We start from the raw sequence: 19,045 nt of genomic DNA, 5'->3' as shown, positions 1-19,045 counted from the left end.
AAAGAGTTGCAAACATCTATCGGAAGGGGAGACGCCATTGTTCAAAAGACTTATGAAACCTTCAAAACGGAAAATCATCGCTGATCTCAAAGAAGAAAAAAAGAAACTGGATCTTGAACTGGCCGCATTGCTTAAAGAACAAAACATTCGAAAGGCTCACTATGAGAAAGAACGTAGACAACTGATGACCGTTCAGGGACATGTCCACCAGCTCGAACGGACCATCAGACGTCTTTCCATGAGCAAACCGCAATGAGCCTGTTCAGAAGAAAAGCCGATCAGATTGGCCAGTTGCAGGAAGCCATCGTCACCAAAGCGAGACAAATCCGGCAATTGAAACGCCGCGCCCTGGATGAAACACAACGTCTGGATCAACATCTGCAAGAATTGCAGGAGGCCATTGAAGCGGCCTATCTCCGGATCGAACAGGCGTTACATCAAGACCCGCAAAAGCAAATGCTGATCAAGGAGCAGCTGCACACCCGTATGGATCCCTGTCCGCGCATGGGCGAACACCTGCTTCTGCTTGGAATGATTACAGCCAGGCAGCTGATGAATAGTTTGAGGGAACAAAAAAGGAGCGGCGGAAAACTCGGCGAGATTTTGGTACGACTGGGCTATGTTGGCCGCGACCGGCTGCAAAGCGTTATCGATCAGTCTGGACGGCGTCCTTTAATTGGAGAACTGCTCGTCCAATCCGGCCACGTGAAACGCAAAGATCTCGATCGGGCTCTGACCAGACAGGAGTCGGCCGGCGGCATGCTGGGCGATATGCTTCTTTCCATGAATCTCATTTCGCCGGCTCAGCTGGCGGATGCGCTCGCTGTTCAGGGCCACATGAAAAGGCTGACGGGCTATGACAGACAGGAGGTCATTCGAAGCAAACTGCCGGAAAAGGCAGCCAGAAAATTCAAAGCCATTGTCATCAGGCAATCCGCCGGTCAATGCGTGGTTGCTGCGGAAAATGCGCTCAGTGCGACTCAGATTCACGAACTTGGCCGGATCGTTGCGTCTCCTGTTACCCAGGTGCTGGCTTCTTCGCAGGAGATGGAACGCCTTTGGACCCTTGCGTACGCGTCAGACTGGCTGCGTGAAAGTACGGAAAAGCTGAGGACAGAGCAACCGGAGAACTCCGCCAGTCAAACCTTTTCCCGGTACAGATCATCTGGATGATGGTCATCGGGGTCATGATTGCAGGCTCGATGGTGTGGAACTGGTTTTATACGCTCGTGCTGCTCAATGTCATCATTCAGCTCATTTATGTAGCGATGACCGTGATGAAATTTGTCATGATTCTGCATGGGACAAAGGTAAAGGCGCAAATCCGTTTCAGCGATCAGGACGTGCAGAGCATGGATGAACGGACGCTGCCTGTCTACTCCATTCTCGTTCCCATGTATAAGGAAAGTAAAGTCATCCCGCAGCTCGTCCGTAACCTGAACCGGCTGGACTATCCGAGAAACAAGCTGGATATTCGCCTGCTGATTGAACAGGACGATGTTGAGGCGCAGCGCGTGATTCAATCCCTGCATTTACCCGGCTGTTTTCAGATGATCGTGATTCCGGACGGTCAGCCGAAGACGAAACCAAAAGCCTGCAACTACGGACTCATTCGTGCCCGGGGAGAATACATCGTGATCTATGATGCTGAGGATCGTCCCGACCCGGATCAGTTAAAAAAAGCCTGTCTGGCCTTCAGACAGAGCCCGGACAACACGGCCTGCATTCAGGCCAAGCTCAATTACTTTAACAGTCAGCAGAACCTGTTGACCCGATTTTTCACTCAGGAATACAGCCACTGGTTTGAACTGCTGCTTCCCGGCATTATGCAGCTGAATATACCCATTCCGCTTGGCGGAACATCTAACCACTTCAAAACAGACGTTCTGAGGAAACTCGGTGCCTGGGATCCTTACAACGTGACGGAAGACGCAGATCTCGGCATCCGTCTGTATAAAGAAAACTATATCACGAAGGTGCTGGACTCGCGCACCCTGGAAGAGGCCAACAGTCAGTTTCGAAACTGGATTAACCAGCGTTCACGCTGGATTAAAGGCTATATGCAGACCTGGCTTGTCCATATGCGTCACCCGATCAGACTGCACCATGAACTGGGGATCAAAGGCTTCTGGGGGGCTCAATTTATGCTGCTTTCCTCTCCCTTGCTTCCCTTGCTCAATCCTGTTTTCTGGTCCCTGCTTCTCCTCTGGCATGCGACGCACGCCGGATGGATCGCCGCATTCTTTCCCGGCTTCATCTATTATCTGGCAGCTGCCCAGCTGCTTCTCGGCAATTTTCTCTTCATCTATACCAACCTTGCCGGTACGTACTGGGTCGTACAGGACTTGCATCGAAAAAATGAAACCTGGCTGTCTTACAGTCTGGTACGCTACGGGCTCCTGACCCCTTTCTACTGGGCGATGATGAGCATTGCATCCTTTAAGGCCCTGTGGCAGCTGATCCGGAAGCCTTTTTATTGGGAGAAGACAGAGCACGGATTCGATCAGGAGCGTTTTGATACGACAAAAAGTACCCGGGTATCCGAAAGGGGATAAAGTGAGATGGACATCAGTGTCATCATCCCGACATTTAATGAAGCTGATAATGTCCGGTTAATCAGCAGTCGGCTTATACAAGTCCTGCAGCAGACCGGCAAGACCTTTGAAATCCTGTTCGTGGACGACAGTACCGATCACACGCCGGCCGTCCTCCGGCAGCTCAGCCTGTGCGAAGCCCGCGTCCATTTCCTTCATCGCACGAGCCGGCGGGGACTCGCAACCGCGGTTACCGACGGGCTCCGGCATGCAGCGGGGACCATTCTGATCGTCATGGATGCTGATCTTCAGCATCCGCCCGAACTGATCCCGGCTATCCTCGACAAGCTGAACGAAGGTTATCAAATGGTGATCCCGTCCCGCTTTGTTCCGGGAGGAAGCGACGGCGGGCTGAATGTCTATCGAAAATGTGTCTCCTGGACCGCACGCATCTTCGCCCGCCTGGCCTTAAAAAGGCTGCGTAAAATCACGGATCCAACCAGTGGATTCTTCGCCGTAAGGAAGTCGGCCGTTCATGAGCAGATCTATCACCCGATCGGCTGGAAAATCATGATCGAACTGGTTGTCCGCGCCAACATTACCTCAGTCGCCGAGGTGCCCTATCACTTCCACGCCAGGGATCTGGGCAGCTCTAAGATGAGCAGCAGCGAACAAATCCGCTATTTAATACATCTTGGACGCTTAGTGATGATCAGCGAGGAAGACCGCCGGCTTTTTGCTTTCTGCGGGGTCGGCCTGAGCGGCGTCCTCGTGAATCTGGCGATATACAAATGGATGCTGGTCGCAGGCAGCACGGTGTTCTTCGCCTTCCTCCTCTCGTCACTGGTCAGCCTGATCTCAAATTATCTGCTAAACAGCGCGTTAACCTGGAAGTCGCGGACGAGCCATCAGGCCAGCCGGCAGATGGTTCAGTTCCTCCGTTATGCCGCGATATCCATCTGCGGGCTGTGCCTTTCCAGCGCTTTCCTGTCCTTTCTGTTTTACATCGTTCATATCCGGCCGATGTTGAGTGGATTTCTCAGTATTGTTGCCGGCGTCATCTGGAACTATATCCTGCATGACCGATGGACCTTTGCCCGCCATCAAACGCCTGAACCCGCGAAAACGATCGAGACGGTGACCCACCATGTCCCTAAATAAGAAAATGCCTTACCTCGTCGGTTTCGTTATTTTCTGTCTTGAATCAGCATTCGGCATCTGGATGACGCATTGGAATCATTTTATCCCGGGTGACGCGATCAGCCGCGTGGCCAATGCTTATTACGTTTTATTCAGCCGGGATCCTCATCTCGGGGCGATCGGCTTCGTCTGGAATCCCCTGCCCAGCCTGCTCATGATTCCGTTGCTGCTTGTAACGCCGTGGGTCAAAATCATCGCTTCAGAGGGCATTGCCGGGATCTTACTGACATCCGTTTTTGCATCATGCACAGCCATGCTGCTCCTGAAATCTTTATTAAGAAGAAAACAGCCGCTGCTGTTCAGCTGCGCGTTTGTTTTTCTGTTTTCGTTCAATCCCTTCATGTTTCTTTACGGCTCCAATGGCATGAGTGAGATGATCTTCATCTTTTTCATCATCCTGTGCGTCACGGCTTTTACCGACTGGATGGATGACCGGCGCGGCGTCTCTCCTCTGATTACGATGGGGTTTGCACTCGCTCTGGCCTTTCTCACCCGCTATGAATCGGTGCTGTTTGGAGCGGCTCTGGCCCTTTCGCTCACGGTGATGATGTGGAGCAGGCGTCAAGAAGCGGCAATCCGGCCATATGGCCTGACCGGCACCTACCATAAATGGGAAGCCGGCGAATGGATCGCCCTTCTGCCGGCGATTTACACCGGCGTGATCTGGATTGCACTGAATGGAGCCATCATGGGAGATGGCTTATTTTTCCTGCGTTCCAGCTACTCCAACCTGGCACAGTCTGAGGGATTAAGCAAGAACCCGACAGTCAGCCACGTGATCGGGGACCCGGCCCAGACCCTGCTGTTCGTGGTGGAACGAAGCCTCCCGTTTATGTTACCGCTGATCGCCGTCTGCCTCATTCGCGTCATGAGGCGGAAGCTATTCAGTACCGGATTGCTCTGCCTGCTCATCCTGCTGCTGTCTATACCCGTTATGCAGATCTACATGTTATATAAAGGCGCTTCATATGGCTGGCTGCGTTTTTTTGTCTACCCATTTGTGATCACTCTTGCCTGGCTCCCGTTCGAATTGCATAAGCTCAAAGAGAAGGCCAGCCACCGCTACATCCCTGGCTGCTGTCTGACATTGATCATCTTAAGCGGGTCGGCCTGCTTCACCGGCTACACGATGAGCCAGGAGCGACTGTCACCCGAGGAATACCAGGCGATTCATTATCATAACAGTCCAACCTACCTCAGCAACCGATCATCGCTGCACATTGCCAAAGATCTCGACCAGCTCCTGCAAAAAGATAAAAAGGCAACGCTGCTCCTTGACTCGTTTAACGGCTTTCAAATCATACTTAACATGGATCGAACCAGACAATTGATCGTCACCAGCGACCTGGATTTTAAGAAGAAGCTTAATGACCCGGCGGGAGAACAGGTTGATTACATTTTAGTTCCTAAGCCTGAAGGCGTGGCCACCCTCAACGCGGTCAACGAACGCTATAAGAACTCCTATTATAAAGGCGCCATCTTCGCCAAACTCTATAAGGCGTACGATGATAAGTGGCGATTATATCGGGTTGTGAAATCTAAGGAATAGCGTGCCGTAAGCGGTTATCATCATGATCCTTTTTGGGTTGGCAGATGAAATAAAAATCTGCTGACCTGGAGGGATCTTTTTGCGCGCTCCTGAAACAGCACATACTGACACTTAACTGGCCCCGGGAGGCTGGAAATTAGTTGAATTCTGTTCAGGTATCAGTGCACCTGGTGCAGGCATGGATTCTGACAAGATTCTGTACTCCCTGAGTGCTCGAATAACGTTTAGCAACGCAAAAAGAGAGGGCATACCCCTCTCTTCTTAATAAAAATGGTAGATATATGTCCCTCTGTCAATTATTTAAGAATCTGACACACCTCAAAAATTTCCCGGTTAGGTCCAAAGAAATTGAAATACTTGATTCCATGTTCCCAATAAGGGAGTTCCTGAATGCCCTCATCTTTAAACTCAACATTTAATTCTTTTACGGCACGAAATGCTTTTTCAATCTCATTGGTATCCAGGGCGATGTGATTGATCGCGCCTGGCTGTCCTGCCGTTTTTTCCTCCCAGCTTTCCAGCACAAAATCCCCCAACTGATAAAAACCAACACGACTGCCATTATTTTTGAATACAATATTTTATTTGCGAATTTTCAATTCAGATGATTTAAATTCAAAATCAGTTAGGTTTGTATATTTTTTTACAATACTTTTTACGACATCATTATCTTCTTCTGCATTTAAAGGGCTTAATAATATCTCCATTTTCTCAAAAACATTTTCGTTAAACGGGAAATCTATATAATCATTATTAAAGGTCATCTTAATCAAATCTGATTGCATGAGTTCTACCATTTCTTCTGGTTTTCCTTTTAAATATTTTCCGCTTTGGCTATTTCGATAGTATTCTAGCGGAATCGCTATTAATCTATATCGCCATTCAGATTGTCCTGACCAATAATTTCTTTTGAAACGCCCTAAATATCTAGTATCGATATTAAAATTAGCTGTTACTTTACCACACTTTTTACAAACTTCATTGTCTTTTTTTACTACAGATAGATTAATCAAATAATCATCTTTTGTATAAGTTATTGGTATAAGATCAGGCTGATAGGGCGGGGATATAGAAACATCACATTTGTCACCAATCTGTCTGCTTAATTTAAATATTTCTTTTTCATTTAACCCAGTGCTAAAAAGATTTCTTGGGAGTCCAATCCTAACACCATTTACTCCACCCGTATATGTCCTCCACATTTCTACAGATTCTTGCACTAAATCAGTCCAACAGGACACAAAACATATTTTTCCAATATTTTTATAATCAGAAGTCATTGACTCCTCCATATCATCAACGACCCCTAGACTAGAAAACCTAAATGTTTTGTTCTTCATAATTAATCCAAAAGTTTCTACACTACAGTAATGATATAAAAGATTTGTCAAATAAATATACCCCTCTATGTTTATATAATTAAAAGCCTCACTTTTATAGGTTCTAAAACCAGTTGCTGGCACTGCAGTATTGAATACAATGTGAGAATTGATAAGGGGATCGTATTCCCAGTAGTGCACAATTTGCCGGTCAATCAAGGATCGACCAGCTCCTGCCCAATCAACTGGTATGGAACCGTTTTACCCATCAGGCTGTCAATGAAGGAAAATCTTTACACTTCGTCATAGTGAAAGCTTCAACGGGCTCCTCTCACTTATCATGATGAGGCGCATCTGGCATCGCATTCACAATTTTTCTTTTATAAAAATCAATCAAACGATTTACTTTTTAATCTACCTGTTCATACCTCGTTTATTTCCCGGTTCACTTTATCAGAACAACATCCTCCCATACTATCGTGGGCATGATTCTTCATCATTTCCTTCCAGATCAGTTCCATCAGTCCATGATGATAATCAACACCCAGACTGTAAGCGAGTGTAGCAAGGCGTTCGAAGATATTTGTTATTCGGTTTTCCAGTACTGTGTTCAGGGCTTTGATATCCATTTGTGTAGAATAGATGCTCTTATCCTGCATTCCCGGAAAATTATACCAAGGAGTCCAAAAAGGCGCATCAGAAAAGGATTTTTAATACAATGGTCTTTTTCCCATTGGTATAATTATGCTGGTTGCTATTTGCCAAAGATGCCTTAATATCAGGAATTATCAGAACCTTGGTATAAAAGCACGGGAATTCAGGTCTTATGCACACGCATATATTTTCCGTCATGTAATTCTCCATGAACGGTATTAAAGTGATCCTGATCATCTGTAATTTTATCGAATATATCTCCGTAATGGCCCAATTTGAATTGACGTTCCGGATAAATTTCTTTCAGCTGTTTGATTACTGTCAAAATGTTCTGCTGAATCAGCATCTGATCGTGCCTGTTTGGAATAAGAAGAAACGGTGTCACAGCACGTTTGTCAAGATCCGCAAAATTCGCGTCCATTTTTTTCTTCAGCCTATCCTTCTGTCAACAACAGGAATTGTACGAAGCCAAAAGGAAATGACACAGGACCAATTATTTAAACCTAGCTATAAATCGCTACCCGAGTAGATCAAGTTTCATGTTGAGGGCCAATTTTAAGTCGTTTATTACTTTTTATCATTTCCCGCTCCTCAGGCGTTTTAAGGGAAATCGTCAAAACACTCGCTAAGAGATACAAACTGGCGATTGCGAACATTGCGCCCTTCACTCCAAAAGGTCCTATACATAGACTAACCACAAGCGGACCCGCGAAATTACTTAATCCGGAGCCGAGATTCAAAGCGGAAACAGCTGCTCCCTTTTTATCCGGTGCAAGTGATGGAATTAATGCTGATAACGGACAGAATGCACCTATTCCGATCGCATAAAGGGATAGCGCCGCAAAGAGCATTCCGCTATTATGACCGAACCATTGCGGAACAAAATAAATCAGAAAAGTCGCCGTCCCGCATAATGAACCTGAGAACCAGACCACTGTCTGGCGCCACCCTATTTTGTCACTGATATACCCGAAAATATAGTTAAAAATCAGACTCACAATATTTGTGAATCCCCAAATCATTAGCCATTCGGAAGTTGAAAATCCGTAATGAATTAGATAAACTGGCATCAAAATGACAAAGCCGAATTTTCCCAAATCATTAATTGTCTTGACAATGATCGCAATGCCAAGTCTGGGTCTTTGAAAATTGATCAGGAAGCCATCCACAAATTCCGCTAATGCTGATTCTGACCGTAGCGCTTTTACTTGATCACGGTTCACCATCAGCGAAAACCCGGCACCAATTAGTGTGAATCCCACACCAGTCCATAGAACACCTAAATAGCCTAGCTGAGGGATCATCCAGCCTGAATACCAGGGCCCGATAATCGTGAAACCCATACCAAAAAAGGTCCAAAACCACGAAGTAGCCCGCCCTAAAATCGCTTTTTCTGACCGATAGGTAACCCAAACCAGAAATGAATACGCAAACAGAGGATAAGCCGCCCCTCTTAGCATATAGGTTACGAGAATCCATGCATATTGGCGGGATGGTAGTGCAATGAGCAAGAAGGGAATGGATGCTATCAGATAAATAATAAGCCCCGTCCACATTACATTTCTAATCCCCCAAATCTGTGTACTGATACCGGTTACCCATGATGACACAGCCGCGGATATACCGAAGACTGTAAAGAGAAGACTGATTTGGCTTGCGTGTAAGCCTTGGCTCGATAAATAAGCGGCAAACCAACTTTGCTCCAAACCAGCTCCCAGTACAAAGAACATTAACCCAACATATCCCCAGATCAAGTCAGGGGGTAAACCCATTTTCTCAAGAATGAAGCTGCTCTTCTTCATTTTTTTCACCTCAATTTTAACCCGAACCCTGTGTCTGGGTATCTCAATTTATGATAGAATGAAATAAAAAGGTCTTTCGAAAAGCATTTACTTAAAATTTCCAGTCCCAGGAGGGTTCCACATAACGAAGAGCATGGAACTTACTTCACTGAATTATTTCTGGTATCCTGCGGCTATGAATCCTGCTCAAAAAACACAATCCTTTGGTTCGCTGATCAGAAAGTACAACATGTTTCATTTTATCCTTAATGGCAGCGTTTACTATCGGATCAATGGTCGGACGTATATCGTCAAGGAAGGCGAATGTTTCTTCACACCATGCAGCACAACAACTTTTTTTACCAAGCAAATACCAGCACCTTTGGACTTACACCTGGATCTGTTTTGACTGAATAGTGGTATCATCCATGCTTAAACAGTGTTCGTTTTCTGCCGAGCGGCCGCTCGCCCGTATCTCCTGCTTACAGGAAATCAAATAACTCATTTTGATATGATGGATGCGCATCATTTAACTCCAGCAAATGAACTGTACATCCAAGGTAATCTTTTTCATCACTTTGTGTTGCTGGAAAAAGAAAACCGTGCGATTTTCTCTCATCAGGATATAGTCGATAATGCCTAGCCTATATTTCGAGGCATTGGTGTCAATAGCAAGCATTATCAGCAGACGTCTCCTCATACATGCGAACCATGATTGTTGTCGTTTTCAACCTTCTCCTGTTTAGTCGTACGCCGCTCAACCATTTCTTACATCCAAAAATAGCGTAAAACCAGCTGAATCAAATTTCCAGAAGCACATCCCAACGGCTGCATCTTGACTCCATACCCATATTTTTTTGCCCTTTCCAGAAACAATAAAGTACCATGGCATCAGGCGGTTCTCGATCATTCCATGGAAGCCCATCGTCTCATATCCTCGTCCCCATTCATCGCCGAGAAATTTCGCTCGCTGGGAGAAATGAATACCTTTCCACCTCAGTTTCACATAATTCACTGCGGATTTTGAAGCGGTTACGAAAATGTCGGTTTGTTGCGATTAAGATGAGCAATCCACGAACACATCACCAAAATATCTATTGCCGAGTTCAGGGATTGGAGATCTCACCTGCCTCGCTAACCATTGTTATACATGACGGAGTTCCAATTAATACCGAATGTTTTAACACGTTCATCACTCTTCTCCTTTCAACACCCTATTATAATAGGCTTCCCTATGTATGACCATAATTGAACGTACGCTGAACATTGCAGAATGTTGACTCTATCCCAAATGTTCAATTCCAACCAAACATAAATTTTCTGCCAGACACAATCTGAGAGTTGATCAAAAACCACACTTAACTTTTAAAAGCAGGCCCATCCTTACTGTATACTTTTTACCAACATTTAGTGCAAAAATTCATAGACTCTATTTGCCAAACCTTTTATACGCATTTGAAAAAGCCAGTAAAATTACTTACTATTTGTTAACAAACGCCTGGAAGCATTTATAAAATCGTTCTCAATTCTGATAATCTGCTTTAAAAATGGTATAATTTTTGAAGATAACTCGAACTTTTCAAACCAGTTCTATTATAAGCTGATTATCCGGGAAGGTATGAACGATAATGGCAACCATTAAGGAAATCGCAAAAATAGCCGGTGTTTCGCAAGCGACTGTTTCAAGGGTTCTCAATCTTGATGAAACTTTGTCGGTCAGCAAAAAAACAAAAGACAAAATCTTTGCAGCCGCATCATCTTTAAATTACTCAAAGCATTTACGTAACAAGCCGAAAAAAATATTGTCTAAGGTCGCAATTGTCGAATGGTACACACGACAGAAAGAATTGGATGACGTGTACTATTATTCCATAAGACTGGGGATTGAGAAAAAGGCTCAGGATTTAGGCCTTGAGATCATCAATCTGTTCCATGAGGACTCCTTCAAAGCTTTAAAGGATATTGATGGAATTATTGCCATTGGTAAGTACAGTACGGTCCAAATCAAGCAATTATCACAGCTGTGTGCAAAGATCGTTTTTGTTGACTGTAACACCCTTTGCATGAATGTAAACTGTGTTGTTCCTGATTTCGAAGGCGCTGTTGCATCCGTAATCAACCATTTCAGATCACATCAACTGTCAAAAATTGGGATGCTCTCCGGAGTCGAAAAGACATCCGATCAACTTGAAACGGTCAATGATCGCCGATTAATCTCATTTAAAAATATCCTAAGTACTGAAAATCTATTTGACGAGCGTTATTTATTTTACGGCGCCTTCTCCGCCGAATCCGGTTACTCAATGATGAAAAACGCGATTGCACAACTTGGCGACGAACTTCCTGAAGCATTCTTTGTTGCAAACGATAGCATGGCTGTCGGCGCGTTACGTGCTTTAAAAGAAGCAAATATTAATGTCCCACAACGGGTCAGTCTGATTGCCTTCAACGATATCTCCATTTCCCGGTTTATCATACCCAGTCTCAGTACAGTGCAGGTGTACACAGAACAAATGGGGGAAGCTGCCTTAAATTTATTAAGCCAACAATTTGATGAACAGAACTTTCCACCGCAAATGGTCACCCTGGCAACCAGGCTGATTTTAAGAAACAGCAGTATTAATTAATTTCATTGCTTCATTTCTTTCTAATCTCTGATCACAAAAAGCCTGAGGAGCAGCATCCCCAGGCTTTCGTACCGCTAAAATTATTTTTTATATCGCCATATATTCAAACATGAATTGGCTGCTCCGATAATCATGAACATTAAACCAATCCGTAAACACTTCCAGCGTCCCTGTTTCATTCCTTTAAGGATCATTCCCCCTAAAAGTGTAAACACAATAACATTCATTGGTGTTAGAACAGATGCGCTGGCCAAACCGGAATCTACTGGAAGAAATATGACAGGGTAGAGCAGGCTAAATAATTGAATGTTGAATAAGACAGCACGACATATTCAGGTTGGTCACCGTCACACAGGTCGAAGCCACCATTAATCAAATAAACACTGATAATGATCAGCACAAGGCCCTAATCCCCACATAAATGCTTTGCACTGTATTCCATTTCCCAAACCCCAGTCCACATAACGAATGGCCAACAATCTGGACAAGAAGAAAATCATGAATCCATTGGCGAAAATCTTAAGTACATGCGTCTGGATAGAACTGACAAGTGCAGCACAGCGATTTCTATTGAGGTACTCAGTAACTGATTTTGAAAGTTGTCCCTTGTAAGGTCATTTTCTATCAATTCAAACCGGCTTCTCAAAAAACGGACATTATTTTACTGCTTTAATAATGAAGAGCCTCGAACTGAAGTCTGCAGAGCCTGTTATGGGTTTATTGATGTCTAAGACCTGATCAACAAAATAGCCAGCATTCATGAGTTCATCACCGTAAAACGTCTCTTGACTGCCATTCACTCGATACAATTGGTCAGGATTCAGACCTCTTACATATAAACGCAGATAGGATGGATTCGGTCGGTTCAATAATTGATATCGTGCAGCAATAGCTAAGGTTTGATCGTCATTCACGACTTCCCAGCTGGCAACATTTTTTTCTCCCTCATAGGGGCTTTCCAATCGATAGAAGTTGCCATATTGAAAGAGTCGACGATACTTTTTATATAGGTTAACTTGCGCTCGTATCTGTTTCTGGTCTTCCTTAGATAGTTTCGTAATATCCAGCTCATAGCCAAAATCACCGAAAAAGGCTACATGTCCTCTTGTCTCAAATGGTGTGACACGGCCGGTCTGATGATTAGGAACGGCAGAGACGTGCGCCCCCATCATAGACAGCGGATAGCCGTAAGAAGTGCCGTATTGAATTAGAATTCGCTCAGCAGCATCGGTATCGTCACTCGTCCATGCCTGTGGCGCATAGTACATCATCCCTAAATCAAAGCGCCCGCCACCTGAAGCACAGGATTCAAAGAGGACATTTGGATAATGATCAATCAGCCGCTGATATAATTTGTAGACGCCTAGAATATACCGATGCGGCATTTCCAATTGTTCAGAGGGTGAGAGATTGCTACTGTACATTTCCGTAATGCATCGGTTCATATCCCATTTTATATAATCAAGCCTGGCTTCCTCTATGCATTTAGCCATCATCTTGAAAATTGTGTCGACCACCTCATCCCTAGTGAAGTCAAGAACGTACTGGTTTCTTCCCGGAGTTAAGGTACGATGCGGGGCTGCGATCATCCAGTCCGGATGCTCTTGATACAGATCACTTTCAAGCGAGATCATCTCCGGCTCAAACCATAAGCCAAACTTAAGACCTAATCCATGAATTTTATCTGCTAAATGTGCCAGACCATCCGGCAATTTTGTTCGATCAACGAACCAGTCTCCGAGTGAAGTCGTATCATCATCTCGATGGCCAAACCAACCATCATCCAAAACAAATAGTTCAATCCCCAACTCTGCAGCCTTACTGGCGATTGAAAGTAATTTATCCTCATTAAAGTTAAAATAAGTAGCTTCCCAGTTATTGACCAAAATCGGACGATCTGCGTTTGAGAATCGAGGATTAACGAGATGGTTCAAGTAAAAATGGCCTAATTGCTGACTTAGCTTGTTCTTGCCCTGACTTGAAAAGCTTAAAATCGCCTCGGGAGTTTGGAAGGTCGCCCCAGAAGCAAGATTCCAGGAAAATTCTTCCGGATTGATGCCGATCAGCACACGCGATGTGCCATATTGATCAACTTCGATTTGATCCAAAAAGTTGCCGGAGTACACAAAATTAAAGCCATAAACGTCTCCGCAATCTTCGGTCGTCTGCGGCCTTGCCAGCATGATAAAAGGATTATGCTGGTGACTGGACTCGGTTCTCAAGCTGCTGATTCTTTGGATACCCGGCTGAAGGCTTCTTTTGACTTCATGACGTTCACGTGACCATGTACCCGCAAAATGTATAAAATCATAATGACTATCCGGCAGATCAATCTGACAGCTCAACGCTCTGCGCAGAACCAGGTGTTCTTTTCCCTTGTTTACAAATTCGGCGCTGCGTACAATGACATTCTGATGTGGAAAAACACTGTATCTTAAAGTGACAGTTAAGCCCGAAAGAGCGTCCTTCAAGTAAACTGCCAGTGTTTCCACATCTCCGGATTCATCGGCAAAACTCGATGGAAGTCCGGAGAGTCTTTTTTTACCTTTCTGCAGGCGATAATCAACATACTGCAATTCGGTTATTCGACTGCCATTTTCCTGCTGAACCTGATAAGCCGGCTCTCTAAAGTCTCCCTTGCCCAGGCTTGCATATTCTTGTTTGAGATGATCCGGCTGAAAGTCATATTGATCAACTTTCCATGATGGCATCGCTTCGCGGCGTTCTCTTTTGATCAGATTTGCATATTGGTTCTTAATATGAATCCGTTTCCCGAAATAAATTTGACCGAGTTCACCGTTCTCCATCACTCGAAAAATATAACTGCTCTCATCGGTCTGAAGGTGAAAAACTTTTTCTTTCCCACTGACATGGATAGACATTGGAAGCCCTCCTTGAAATTATACAGATTAAAATCAAAGAATTTACTGAATCTCATCTAGGCCTACTGTTTCGGCAAATCTCAAAAATGCATGCTGACCTTTTTCATCTCTTTTAAAGACGCCTGCATCCTTCAGTACCTCAACAAATACGTCGCCTAATTCTTTTTGCATAATTGCATGAACATTGGTTGCATTAATTTTCTGATGTCTTGATTTAATCGCATCTGCCCAGTGCACATGATAGTCATTAATTGCATTTTTTTTATTTAATAGGTACAACTCAACTTCGTGTAGTTCTTTTTTCAGTCTAGGCGGTAATATCGCCAGGCCCATGACTTCGATCAATCCGATGTTTTCTTTTTTAATATGCTGTACATCTTTATGCGGATGAAAAATGCCATCCGGATATTGAGATGAAGTCTGATTATCACGCAACACGAGATCAAGTTCAAATTTGCCGTCCCGTTTTCTCGCGATCGGAGTAACAGTATGGTGCTTGGTTCCTTTAGAATAGGCTCTGACATCAACGTCTTCATCGGAGTAGTGTGCCCAGCTATTTAAAATTTTCACAGCCAATGAGACGAGCCGTTCAGAATGATCACCTTGTAATCGGATGACCGACATCGGCCACTTGACAATGCCGGCCTTTATATCATGATAATCTGTAAAGCATAGCTTCGTTTCAATTGGCGCCTTCTCCATTGCAAAACAATGTTTTCCGCCCTGATAGTGCTCATGAGTCAGAATCGAACCGCCGACAATGGGAAGATCGGCATTGCTCCCCACAAAATAGGAAGGAAACAGTTGAACGATACGTAATAAGCGTTCAAACGTTTTCTGATTGATGATCATTGGCTCATGTTTTTCGTCGAGAAAAATACAGTGTTCATTAAAATAGGCGTATGGCGAATACTGGAAACCCCACTTTTCATCAAGCAGATCGCAACGAACGATCCGGTGATTCGTTCTTGCAGGGAAATCGAGTCTGCCCGCGTATCCCTCATTTTCCATACACAGCTGGCACAATGGATAGCCGGATACTTTCAATGTCTTCATTTTTGCAATCATTTTCGGATCTTTTTCCGGCTTGGATAAATTGATAGTCATTTCGATCTCACCGTATTCTGTAGGTACGGTGAAATAAATATTTTTAGCAATTTCTCTAACTTTGATATAATCATTGTTTCTGCTTAAGTTAAAAAAGTAACTCAGCGCCTCATCGGCTCCTTGTTCCTGATACTTATCCCAAAATACTTGATTAACAGTTGAAGGGGGAGGCGTAATCAGATTCATGAGTTTCGCGCCAATAATTTCTCTTATGCCCGACAGATCTTCAATCTGACCGGATTTTACAGCAGCCTCCACGAGTGCGTCGCGTAACGATAGAAAATCTCCATCCGCAATATCCAGATCCTGATCAGTCAATCCCACAATTGAAAGCACCTGATTAAACAGGTAAACTTTATCCATTTCTTGAAAACTACTGTTCTCAATAACCTTTTCAACGAATTGATTAATAAGCGTTTTTTCGTCCATTTTCGATCACCTGCCGTCTTCATAACCATTTGGATGAGTGGAATGCCATTTCCACGCAGTGGCAATAATTTTATGAATATCATCAAACTGCGGGTTCCAACCAAGAATAGTTTTGGCTTTATCTGAAGCTGCAATCAATGTATCCGGATCTCCAGGACGACGCGGAGCAAATTCAGCCGGAATCGCTTTTCCAGTCACTTCCCGCGCTGTCTTCAAAATCTCCATATTTGAGAATCCTTTTGATGAACCCAGGTTAAAGGCGGTGCTTTCATGCCCGGCACGCAAGTAATCGACAGCTAAAATATGCGCATCGGCAAGGTCATAGGGATGTACATAATCGCGGACGTTGGTTCCGTCCGGTGTCTCATAATCATTGCCAAAAATTTTCAGTTTGTCTCGCGATCCTGCTGCGACCTGAAGAACGATCGGCAGCAAGTGCGTTTCCGGATGGTGATCTTCACCAATGCTTCCGTCCGGTTTTGCACCGGCAACGTTAAAATAGCGTAAAGCCACAAATTTGATGCCATAAGCCAGATCCGACCAGTGCATGATCTTTTCCATCATCAGTTTACTTTCCCCATATGGATTGATCGGCTCTTGCGAATCGGTTTCTTTGATCGGCATTTCTTTCGGGATTCCGTAGGTTGCTGCTGTCGAAGAAAACACAAGCTTCTTAACGCCTACTTCATTCATAACTTCGAGCAGTTTTATCAATCCTGCGGTATTATTGTCAAAGTACTTCAGCGGATTTGTCATCGATTCAGCAACAAGTGAGAACGCTGCGAAATGAATCACTGCATCAAGATCAGGGTTTTCTAAGAATACATGACGCATAAATTCCTGATCAGCAATATCCCCTTGGTAAAACTTTGCGTTTTTATTCACAGCCTGTCGATGCCCTGTCACAAGATTATCAACAACAACCGCCTTGTCGCCTTTTTCAACCAATCGGTCCACGGTATGGGAACCAATATAGCCCGCACCGCCTAATACTAAAATTGCCATGATTTATCCCCCCATTATTAGAGCACTTGTGTTCCATCCGCGACTTCAGCAATATAGAATGATGGAGCATAGCCGATTTGGCTTTCAACGTCCGTTGATTTTCTAACACCGCATGACTTGCGCACTTGCGGCAAATGCAACAATATTCCCCTTCAATCAGATAACTATATTCATCAAACTGAGTAAAAGTCAGATCGCCGAGTGATTTCACACCAACTTTCTTATGCTAGTTCGTCATAGCTTTTTCGCATTCTGCACGTCGTTCATTTCGAATCGGTAAGCTCCCTGCACTTATTCGTATTCATGATCACAATAACGTTATCCTTCAGATCCAACAGAACATAATCTAATTAAGTGTCTGCGTATCAAGAAGGATTACTCGTTCCGCTTTGCCCATTCCAACAGCAAATTAATCCATAATACCTAAATTGACACCAATAAATTCATTTTCTGTCTGCATACCCATTTTTACAAGTTCAAGTTGGTCTACGTTCAAGTGAAACACATGATCCAGGATAACACCCATAAGCAATTCGATCGAAGCCGATGACGAAAGGGCAACGCCATTTAAGAATATTACCGTTAAGGTATATATCAAGACCCTGATTCACTTTAGACACATACTTATTTTTACAAGAATGAATCATACCCTTTGGATAGTTCGTTCATTTATCCTCTGGGTGGTACTCTAATTGATTCAAGTCGGATTCGATAATGGATAAGTCTCTGAAGTTTTCCAAATAGAATGTAATTTCCAATTAGCTGTTTGTGAACGGCACCCGTAAGTACCAATCGTAATGGCACAAGAAAAAGCATGTCCGCCATTATAATACGTATGTTGTGTGTTCGCCAATCAAATTGATACGGCCTGGTGAAAAAAATACGGATTCCACTCCAGTTCCAAAAAAAGATTTGAATTTTTCCTAGACTCCAGTCGTTCCAAAATAACCATCTCCCAAAAGTAAGCGCTTTATCACAAGAACATTGTATTACACTTTAGTAAACAAATCAATTATTTACTAAATTATATTAGTCTAATTTCATTTCTTTCCATTAACGATTTCTTAAATGTTAAAAAAGGTGTAGATAAATACATCTATTCGCCCACACCATCATAGTCAGGCTGCTCTCCGCATATGTAATGACACTATTCGTTTATTTTTTTAAATTGAGTTGAGGTTCGATACTTTTGACGTGCTCACTATCATTCAACACTTCAAATTAAGTCAGTTGATTGGAATTCAGTATTGTGACAATGACCGTATCGTCAATTCCTTCTTTCTTATAACCGGATTCCAGAATTTTCAATTAACAAATCACCTTGCTTAACATGTTTCCCGCGCTTAAAGTTAAGGCACAAATCCAGTTCCCTTTAATTTGACTGTTCCAATTTCAATGTGAATCATAGCCACAATACGAGAGTTAGAAACAAGGCCAACCGCATGTCTCGTTGGAAAGATCAACTGAACAATTCCCTGTAAATATTTTAATTGCCCTTTAACATTTTCTAATTATCATACTTTTTCTTTGATTTCGCATTTGAATAAGCGGTAAAATCATGCTCCCCGATAAAAAAAGAAGCTGCCTTCTTCATCCTGTCAAGATCCAGTTTCCCCGGAATATGCATGCTGTATTTTCGCAGGAACGGATGCGAATAATCCCTGTTCCAGATCTTATACAGATAAGTTTTTCCTTTAGCATGATAACGTGCGTGAAAGCGTTCAGGGGCCCTCGTGATGTGCGTTATACTGATATCCTCCGGCAGATAATGATTGAGAAAATTCTTGATCCCGTCTCCCGTCCTAGGCGACAGAGCCTGTTCGATTTCCCCCGAATTGTTTTCTCCTCTGCACCGAGACGCTGCCAGCCTTTATATCGCCCGCCGTCATATTCAATCATCAATTTATAGTTTGGACCATCAGTTTCACATTGAGTGCGCAGCCGGCTAGAATGACCTA

At 43.9% G+C, this 19,045-nt stretch carries 18 protein-coding genes and 2 pseudogenes; 7 read left to right on the top strand and 13 right to left on the bottom strand.

Features of this window, described 5'->3' with window-relative positions; all coding sequences use genetic code 11:
* Window positions 1-37 precede the first annotated feature (37 nt).
* The 5 genes from ABNN70_RS05760 to ABNN70_RS05740 are packed head-to-tail and all read left to right on the top strand — an operon-like array spanning window position 38 to window position 5,283.
* Window positions 38-256 carry a hypothetical protein gene (locus ABNN70_RS05760; RefSeq protein WP_353949053.1) on the top strand — a complete coding sequence of 73 codons (219 nt, stop codon included), beginning with the start codon at window positions 38-40 and terminating at the stop codon, window positions 254-256.
* Window positions 253-1,173, top strand: a complete 921-nt coding sequence (locus tag ABNN70_RS05755; RefSeq protein WP_353949052.1) for a hypothetical protein — start codon at window positions 253-255, stop codon at window positions 1,171-1,173. Before ABNN70_RS05760 ends, ABNN70_RS05755 begins: the two co-directional genes overlap by 4 nt.
* A complete protein-coding gene (locus tag ABNN70_RS05750) occupies window positions 1,170-2,555 on the top strand; it encodes a glycosyltransferase family 2 protein (RefSeq protein ID WP_353949051.1) in 1,386 nt (461 codons plus the stop codon). The genes ABNN70_RS05755 and ABNN70_RS05750 overlap by 4 nt, the downstream gene beginning before the upstream one ends.
* Before the next feature lie 6 nt (window positions 2,556-2,561).
* Window positions 2,562-3,695 carry a glycosyltransferase family 2 protein gene (locus tag ABNN70_RS05745; RefSeq protein ID WP_353949050.1) on the top strand — a complete coding sequence of 378 codons (1,134 nt, stop codon included), beginning with the start codon at window positions 2,562-2,564 and terminating at the stop codon, window positions 3,693-3,695.
* Complete coding sequence (locus ABNN70_RS05740) at window positions 3,682-5,283, top strand: hypothetical protein (RefSeq protein WP_353949049.1); 1,602 nt, start codon at window positions 3,682-3,684, stop codon at window positions 5,281-5,283. Before ABNN70_RS05745 ends, ABNN70_RS05740 begins: the two co-directional genes overlap by 14 nt.
* Before the next feature lie 296 nt (window positions 5,284-5,579).
* Here ABNN70_RS05740 and ABNN70_RS05735 read toward each other — a convergent pair whose 3' ends face one another.
* The 5 genes from ABNN70_RS05735 to ABNN70_RS05715 all read right to left on the bottom strand — a co-directional run bounded on the left by ABNN70_RS05735 (window position 5,580) and on the right by ABNN70_RS05715 (window position 9,058).
* Window positions 5,580-5,807 carry a hypothetical protein gene (locus ABNN70_RS05735; protein ID WP_353949048.1) on the bottom strand — a complete coding sequence of 76 codons (228 nt, stop codon included), beginning with the start codon at window positions 5,805-5,807 and terminating at the stop codon, window positions 5,580-5,582.
* A 57-nt stretch (window positions 5,808-5,864) separates the two neighbouring features.
* Window positions 5,865-6,821 (bottom strand): DUF2971 domain-containing protein, encoded by a 957-nt coding sequence (locus ABNN70_RS05730; RefSeq protein ID WP_353949047.1) that lies wholly within the window; start codon window positions 6,819-6,821, stop codon window positions 5,865-5,867.
* A gap of 203 nt (window positions 6,822-7,024) precedes the next feature.
* Window positions 7,025-7,231, bottom strand: a complete 207-nt coding sequence (locus ABNN70_RS05725) for a hypothetical protein (protein WP_353949046.1) — start codon at window positions 7,229-7,231, stop codon at window positions 7,025-7,027.
* Window positions 7,232-7,419: 188 nt separating this feature from the next.
* Window positions 7,420-7,677: a hypothetical protein gene (locus tag ABNN70_RS05720; RefSeq protein ID WP_353949045.1), complete on the bottom strand. Its 258-nt coding sequence runs from the start codon at window positions 7,675-7,677 to the stop codon at window positions 7,420-7,422.
* A 109-nt stretch (window positions 7,678-7,786) separates the two neighbouring features.
* A complete protein-coding gene (locus ABNN70_RS05715; protein ID WP_353949044.1) occupies window positions 7,787-9,058 on the bottom strand; it encodes an MFS transporter in 1,272 nt (423 codons plus the stop codon).
* A gap of 133 nt (window positions 9,059-9,191) precedes the next feature.
* Between ABNN70_RS05715 and ABNN70_RS05710 the strand changes: the two genes are divergently transcribed.
* Entirely contained in the window at window positions 9,192-9,446 is a 255-nt protein-coding gene (locus ABNN70_RS05710; protein ID WP_353949043.1) for an AraC family ligand binding domain-containing protein, read from the top strand.
* A gap of 348 nt (window positions 9,447-9,794) precedes the next feature.
* Here the strand turns inward: ABNN70_RS05710 and ABNN70_RS05705 are convergent, their stop codons facing one another.
* A complete protein-coding gene (locus ABNN70_RS05705) occupies window positions 9,795-10,043 on the bottom strand; it encodes a hypothetical protein (RefSeq protein ID WP_353949042.1) in 249 nt (82 codons plus the stop codon).
* Window positions 10,044-10,665: 622 nt separating this feature from the next.
* On the opposite strand from ABNN70_RS05705, the gene ABNN70_RS05700 reads away from it, so the two are divergent.
* Window positions 10,666-11,664: a LacI family DNA-binding transcriptional regulator gene (locus ABNN70_RS05700; protein WP_353949041.1), complete on the top strand. Its 999-nt coding sequence runs from the start codon at window positions 10,666-10,668 to the stop codon at window positions 11,662-11,664.
* 656 nt (window positions 11,665-12,320) lie between these two features.
* On the opposite strand, the gene ABNN70_RS05695 is transcribed toward ABNN70_RS05700, so the two are convergent.
* The 7 genes and pseudogenes from ABNN70_RS05695 to ABNN70_RS05665 form a co-directional block, all read right to left on the bottom strand.
* Window positions 12,321-14,471 carry an alpha-galactosidase gene (locus ABNN70_RS05695; protein ID WP_353949389.1) on the bottom strand — a complete coding sequence of 717 codons (2,151 nt, stop codon included), beginning with the start codon at window positions 14,469-14,471 and terminating at the stop codon, window positions 12,321-12,323.
* A gap of 117 nt (window positions 14,472-14,588) precedes the next feature.
* The gene (gene galT, locus ABNN70_RS05690) at window positions 14,589-16,082 is read right to left on the bottom strand and encodes a UDP-glucose--hexose-1-phosphate uridylyltransferase (RefSeq protein WP_353949040.1); all 1,494 of its coding nucleotides are present in this window, start codon (window positions 16,080-16,082) and stop codon (window positions 14,589-14,591) included.
* Between the two features lie 6 nt (window positions 16,083-16,088).
* A complete protein-coding gene (gene galE, locus ABNN70_RS05685; protein WP_353949039.1) occupies window positions 16,089-17,087 on the bottom strand; it encodes a UDP-glucose 4-epimerase GalE in 999 nt (332 codons plus the stop codon).
* Between the two features lie 409 nt (window positions 17,088-17,496).
* On the bottom strand, window positions 17,497-17,685 hold the full coding sequence (locus tag ABNN70_RS05680) for a hypothetical protein (RefSeq protein WP_353949038.1): 189 nt from the start codon (window positions 17,683-17,685) through the stop codon (window positions 17,497-17,499).
* A 226-nt stretch (window positions 17,686-17,911) separates the two neighbouring features.
* A pseudogene (locus ABNN70_RS05675) lies at window positions 17,912-17,998 on the bottom strand (galactokinase family protein); the annotation flags it as partial.
* Between the two features lie 438 nt (window positions 17,999-18,436).
* Window positions 18,437-18,559, bottom strand: coding sequence for a PTS glucose transporter subunit IIA (locus ABNN70_RS05670; RefSeq protein ID WP_353949388.1), 123 nt, complete (start codon window positions 18,557-18,559; stop codon window positions 18,437-18,439).
* Window positions 18,560-18,606: 47 nt separating this feature from the next.
* Window positions 18,607-18,986: pseudogene (locus ABNN70_RS05665) on the bottom strand (tRNA pseudouridine(38-40) synthase TruA); the annotation flags it as partial.
* Window positions 18,987-19,045: the final 59 nt, after the last annotated feature.

The organism is Sporolactobacillus sp. Y61, from assembly GCF_040529185.1.
Taxonomy (GTDB): Bacteria; Bacillota; Bacilli; order Bacillales; family Sporolactobacillaceae; genus Sporolactobacillus.
Note: the sequence above shows the minus strand (reverse complement) of the source record. Positions and strands in the feature narration are given on the sequence as shown.

Bases quoted from the DNA above. Each gene is read 5' to 3' on its own strand.
- ABNN70_RS05755 (WP_353949052.1), top strand. From the start codon at position 253: ATGAGCCTGTTCAGAAGAAAAGCCGATCAGATTGGCCAGTTGCAGGAA.
- ABNN70_RS05750 (WP_353949051.1), top strand. From the start codon at position 1,170: ATGATGGTCATCGGGGTCATGATTGCAGGCTCGATGGTGTGGAACTGG.
- ABNN70_RS05745 (WP_353949050.1), top strand. From the start codon at position 2,562: ATGGACATCAGTGTCATCATCCCGACATTTAATGAAGCTGATAATGTC.
- ABNN70_RS05740 (WP_353949049.1), top strand. From the start codon at position 3,682: ATGTCCCTAAATAAGAAAATGCCTTACCTCGTCGGTTTCGTTATTTTC.
- ABNN70_RS05725 (WP_353949046.1), bottom strand. From the start codon at position 7,231: ATGGATATCAAAGCCCTGAACACAGTACTGGAAAACCGAATAACAAAT.
- ABNN70_RS05720 (WP_353949045.1), bottom strand. From the start codon at position 7,677: ATGGACGCGAATTTTGCGGATCTTGACAAACGTGCTGTGACACCGTTT.
- ABNN70_RS05715 (WP_353949044.1), bottom strand. From the start codon at position 9,058: ATGAAGAAGAGCAGCTTCATTCTTGAGAAAATGGGTTTACCCCCTGAC.
- ABNN70_RS05710 (WP_353949043.1), top strand. From the start codon at position 9,192: ATGGAACTTACTTCACTGAATTATTTCTGGTATCCTGCGGCTATGAAT.
- ABNN70_RS05700 (WP_353949041.1), top strand. From the start codon at position 10,666: ATGGCAACCATTAAGGAAATCGCAAAAATAGCCGGTGTTTCGCAAGCG.
- ABNN70_RS05695 (WP_353949389.1), bottom strand. From the start codon at position 14,471: ATGGAGAACGGTGAACTCGGTCAAATTTATTTCGGGAAACGGATTCAT.
- galT (WP_353949040.1), bottom strand. From the start codon at position 16,082: ATGGACGAAAAAACGCTTATTAATCAATTCGTTGAAAAGGTTATTGAG.
- galE (WP_353949039.1), bottom strand. From the start codon at position 17,087: ATGGCAATTTTAGTATTAGGCGGTGCGGGCTATATTGGTTCCCATACC.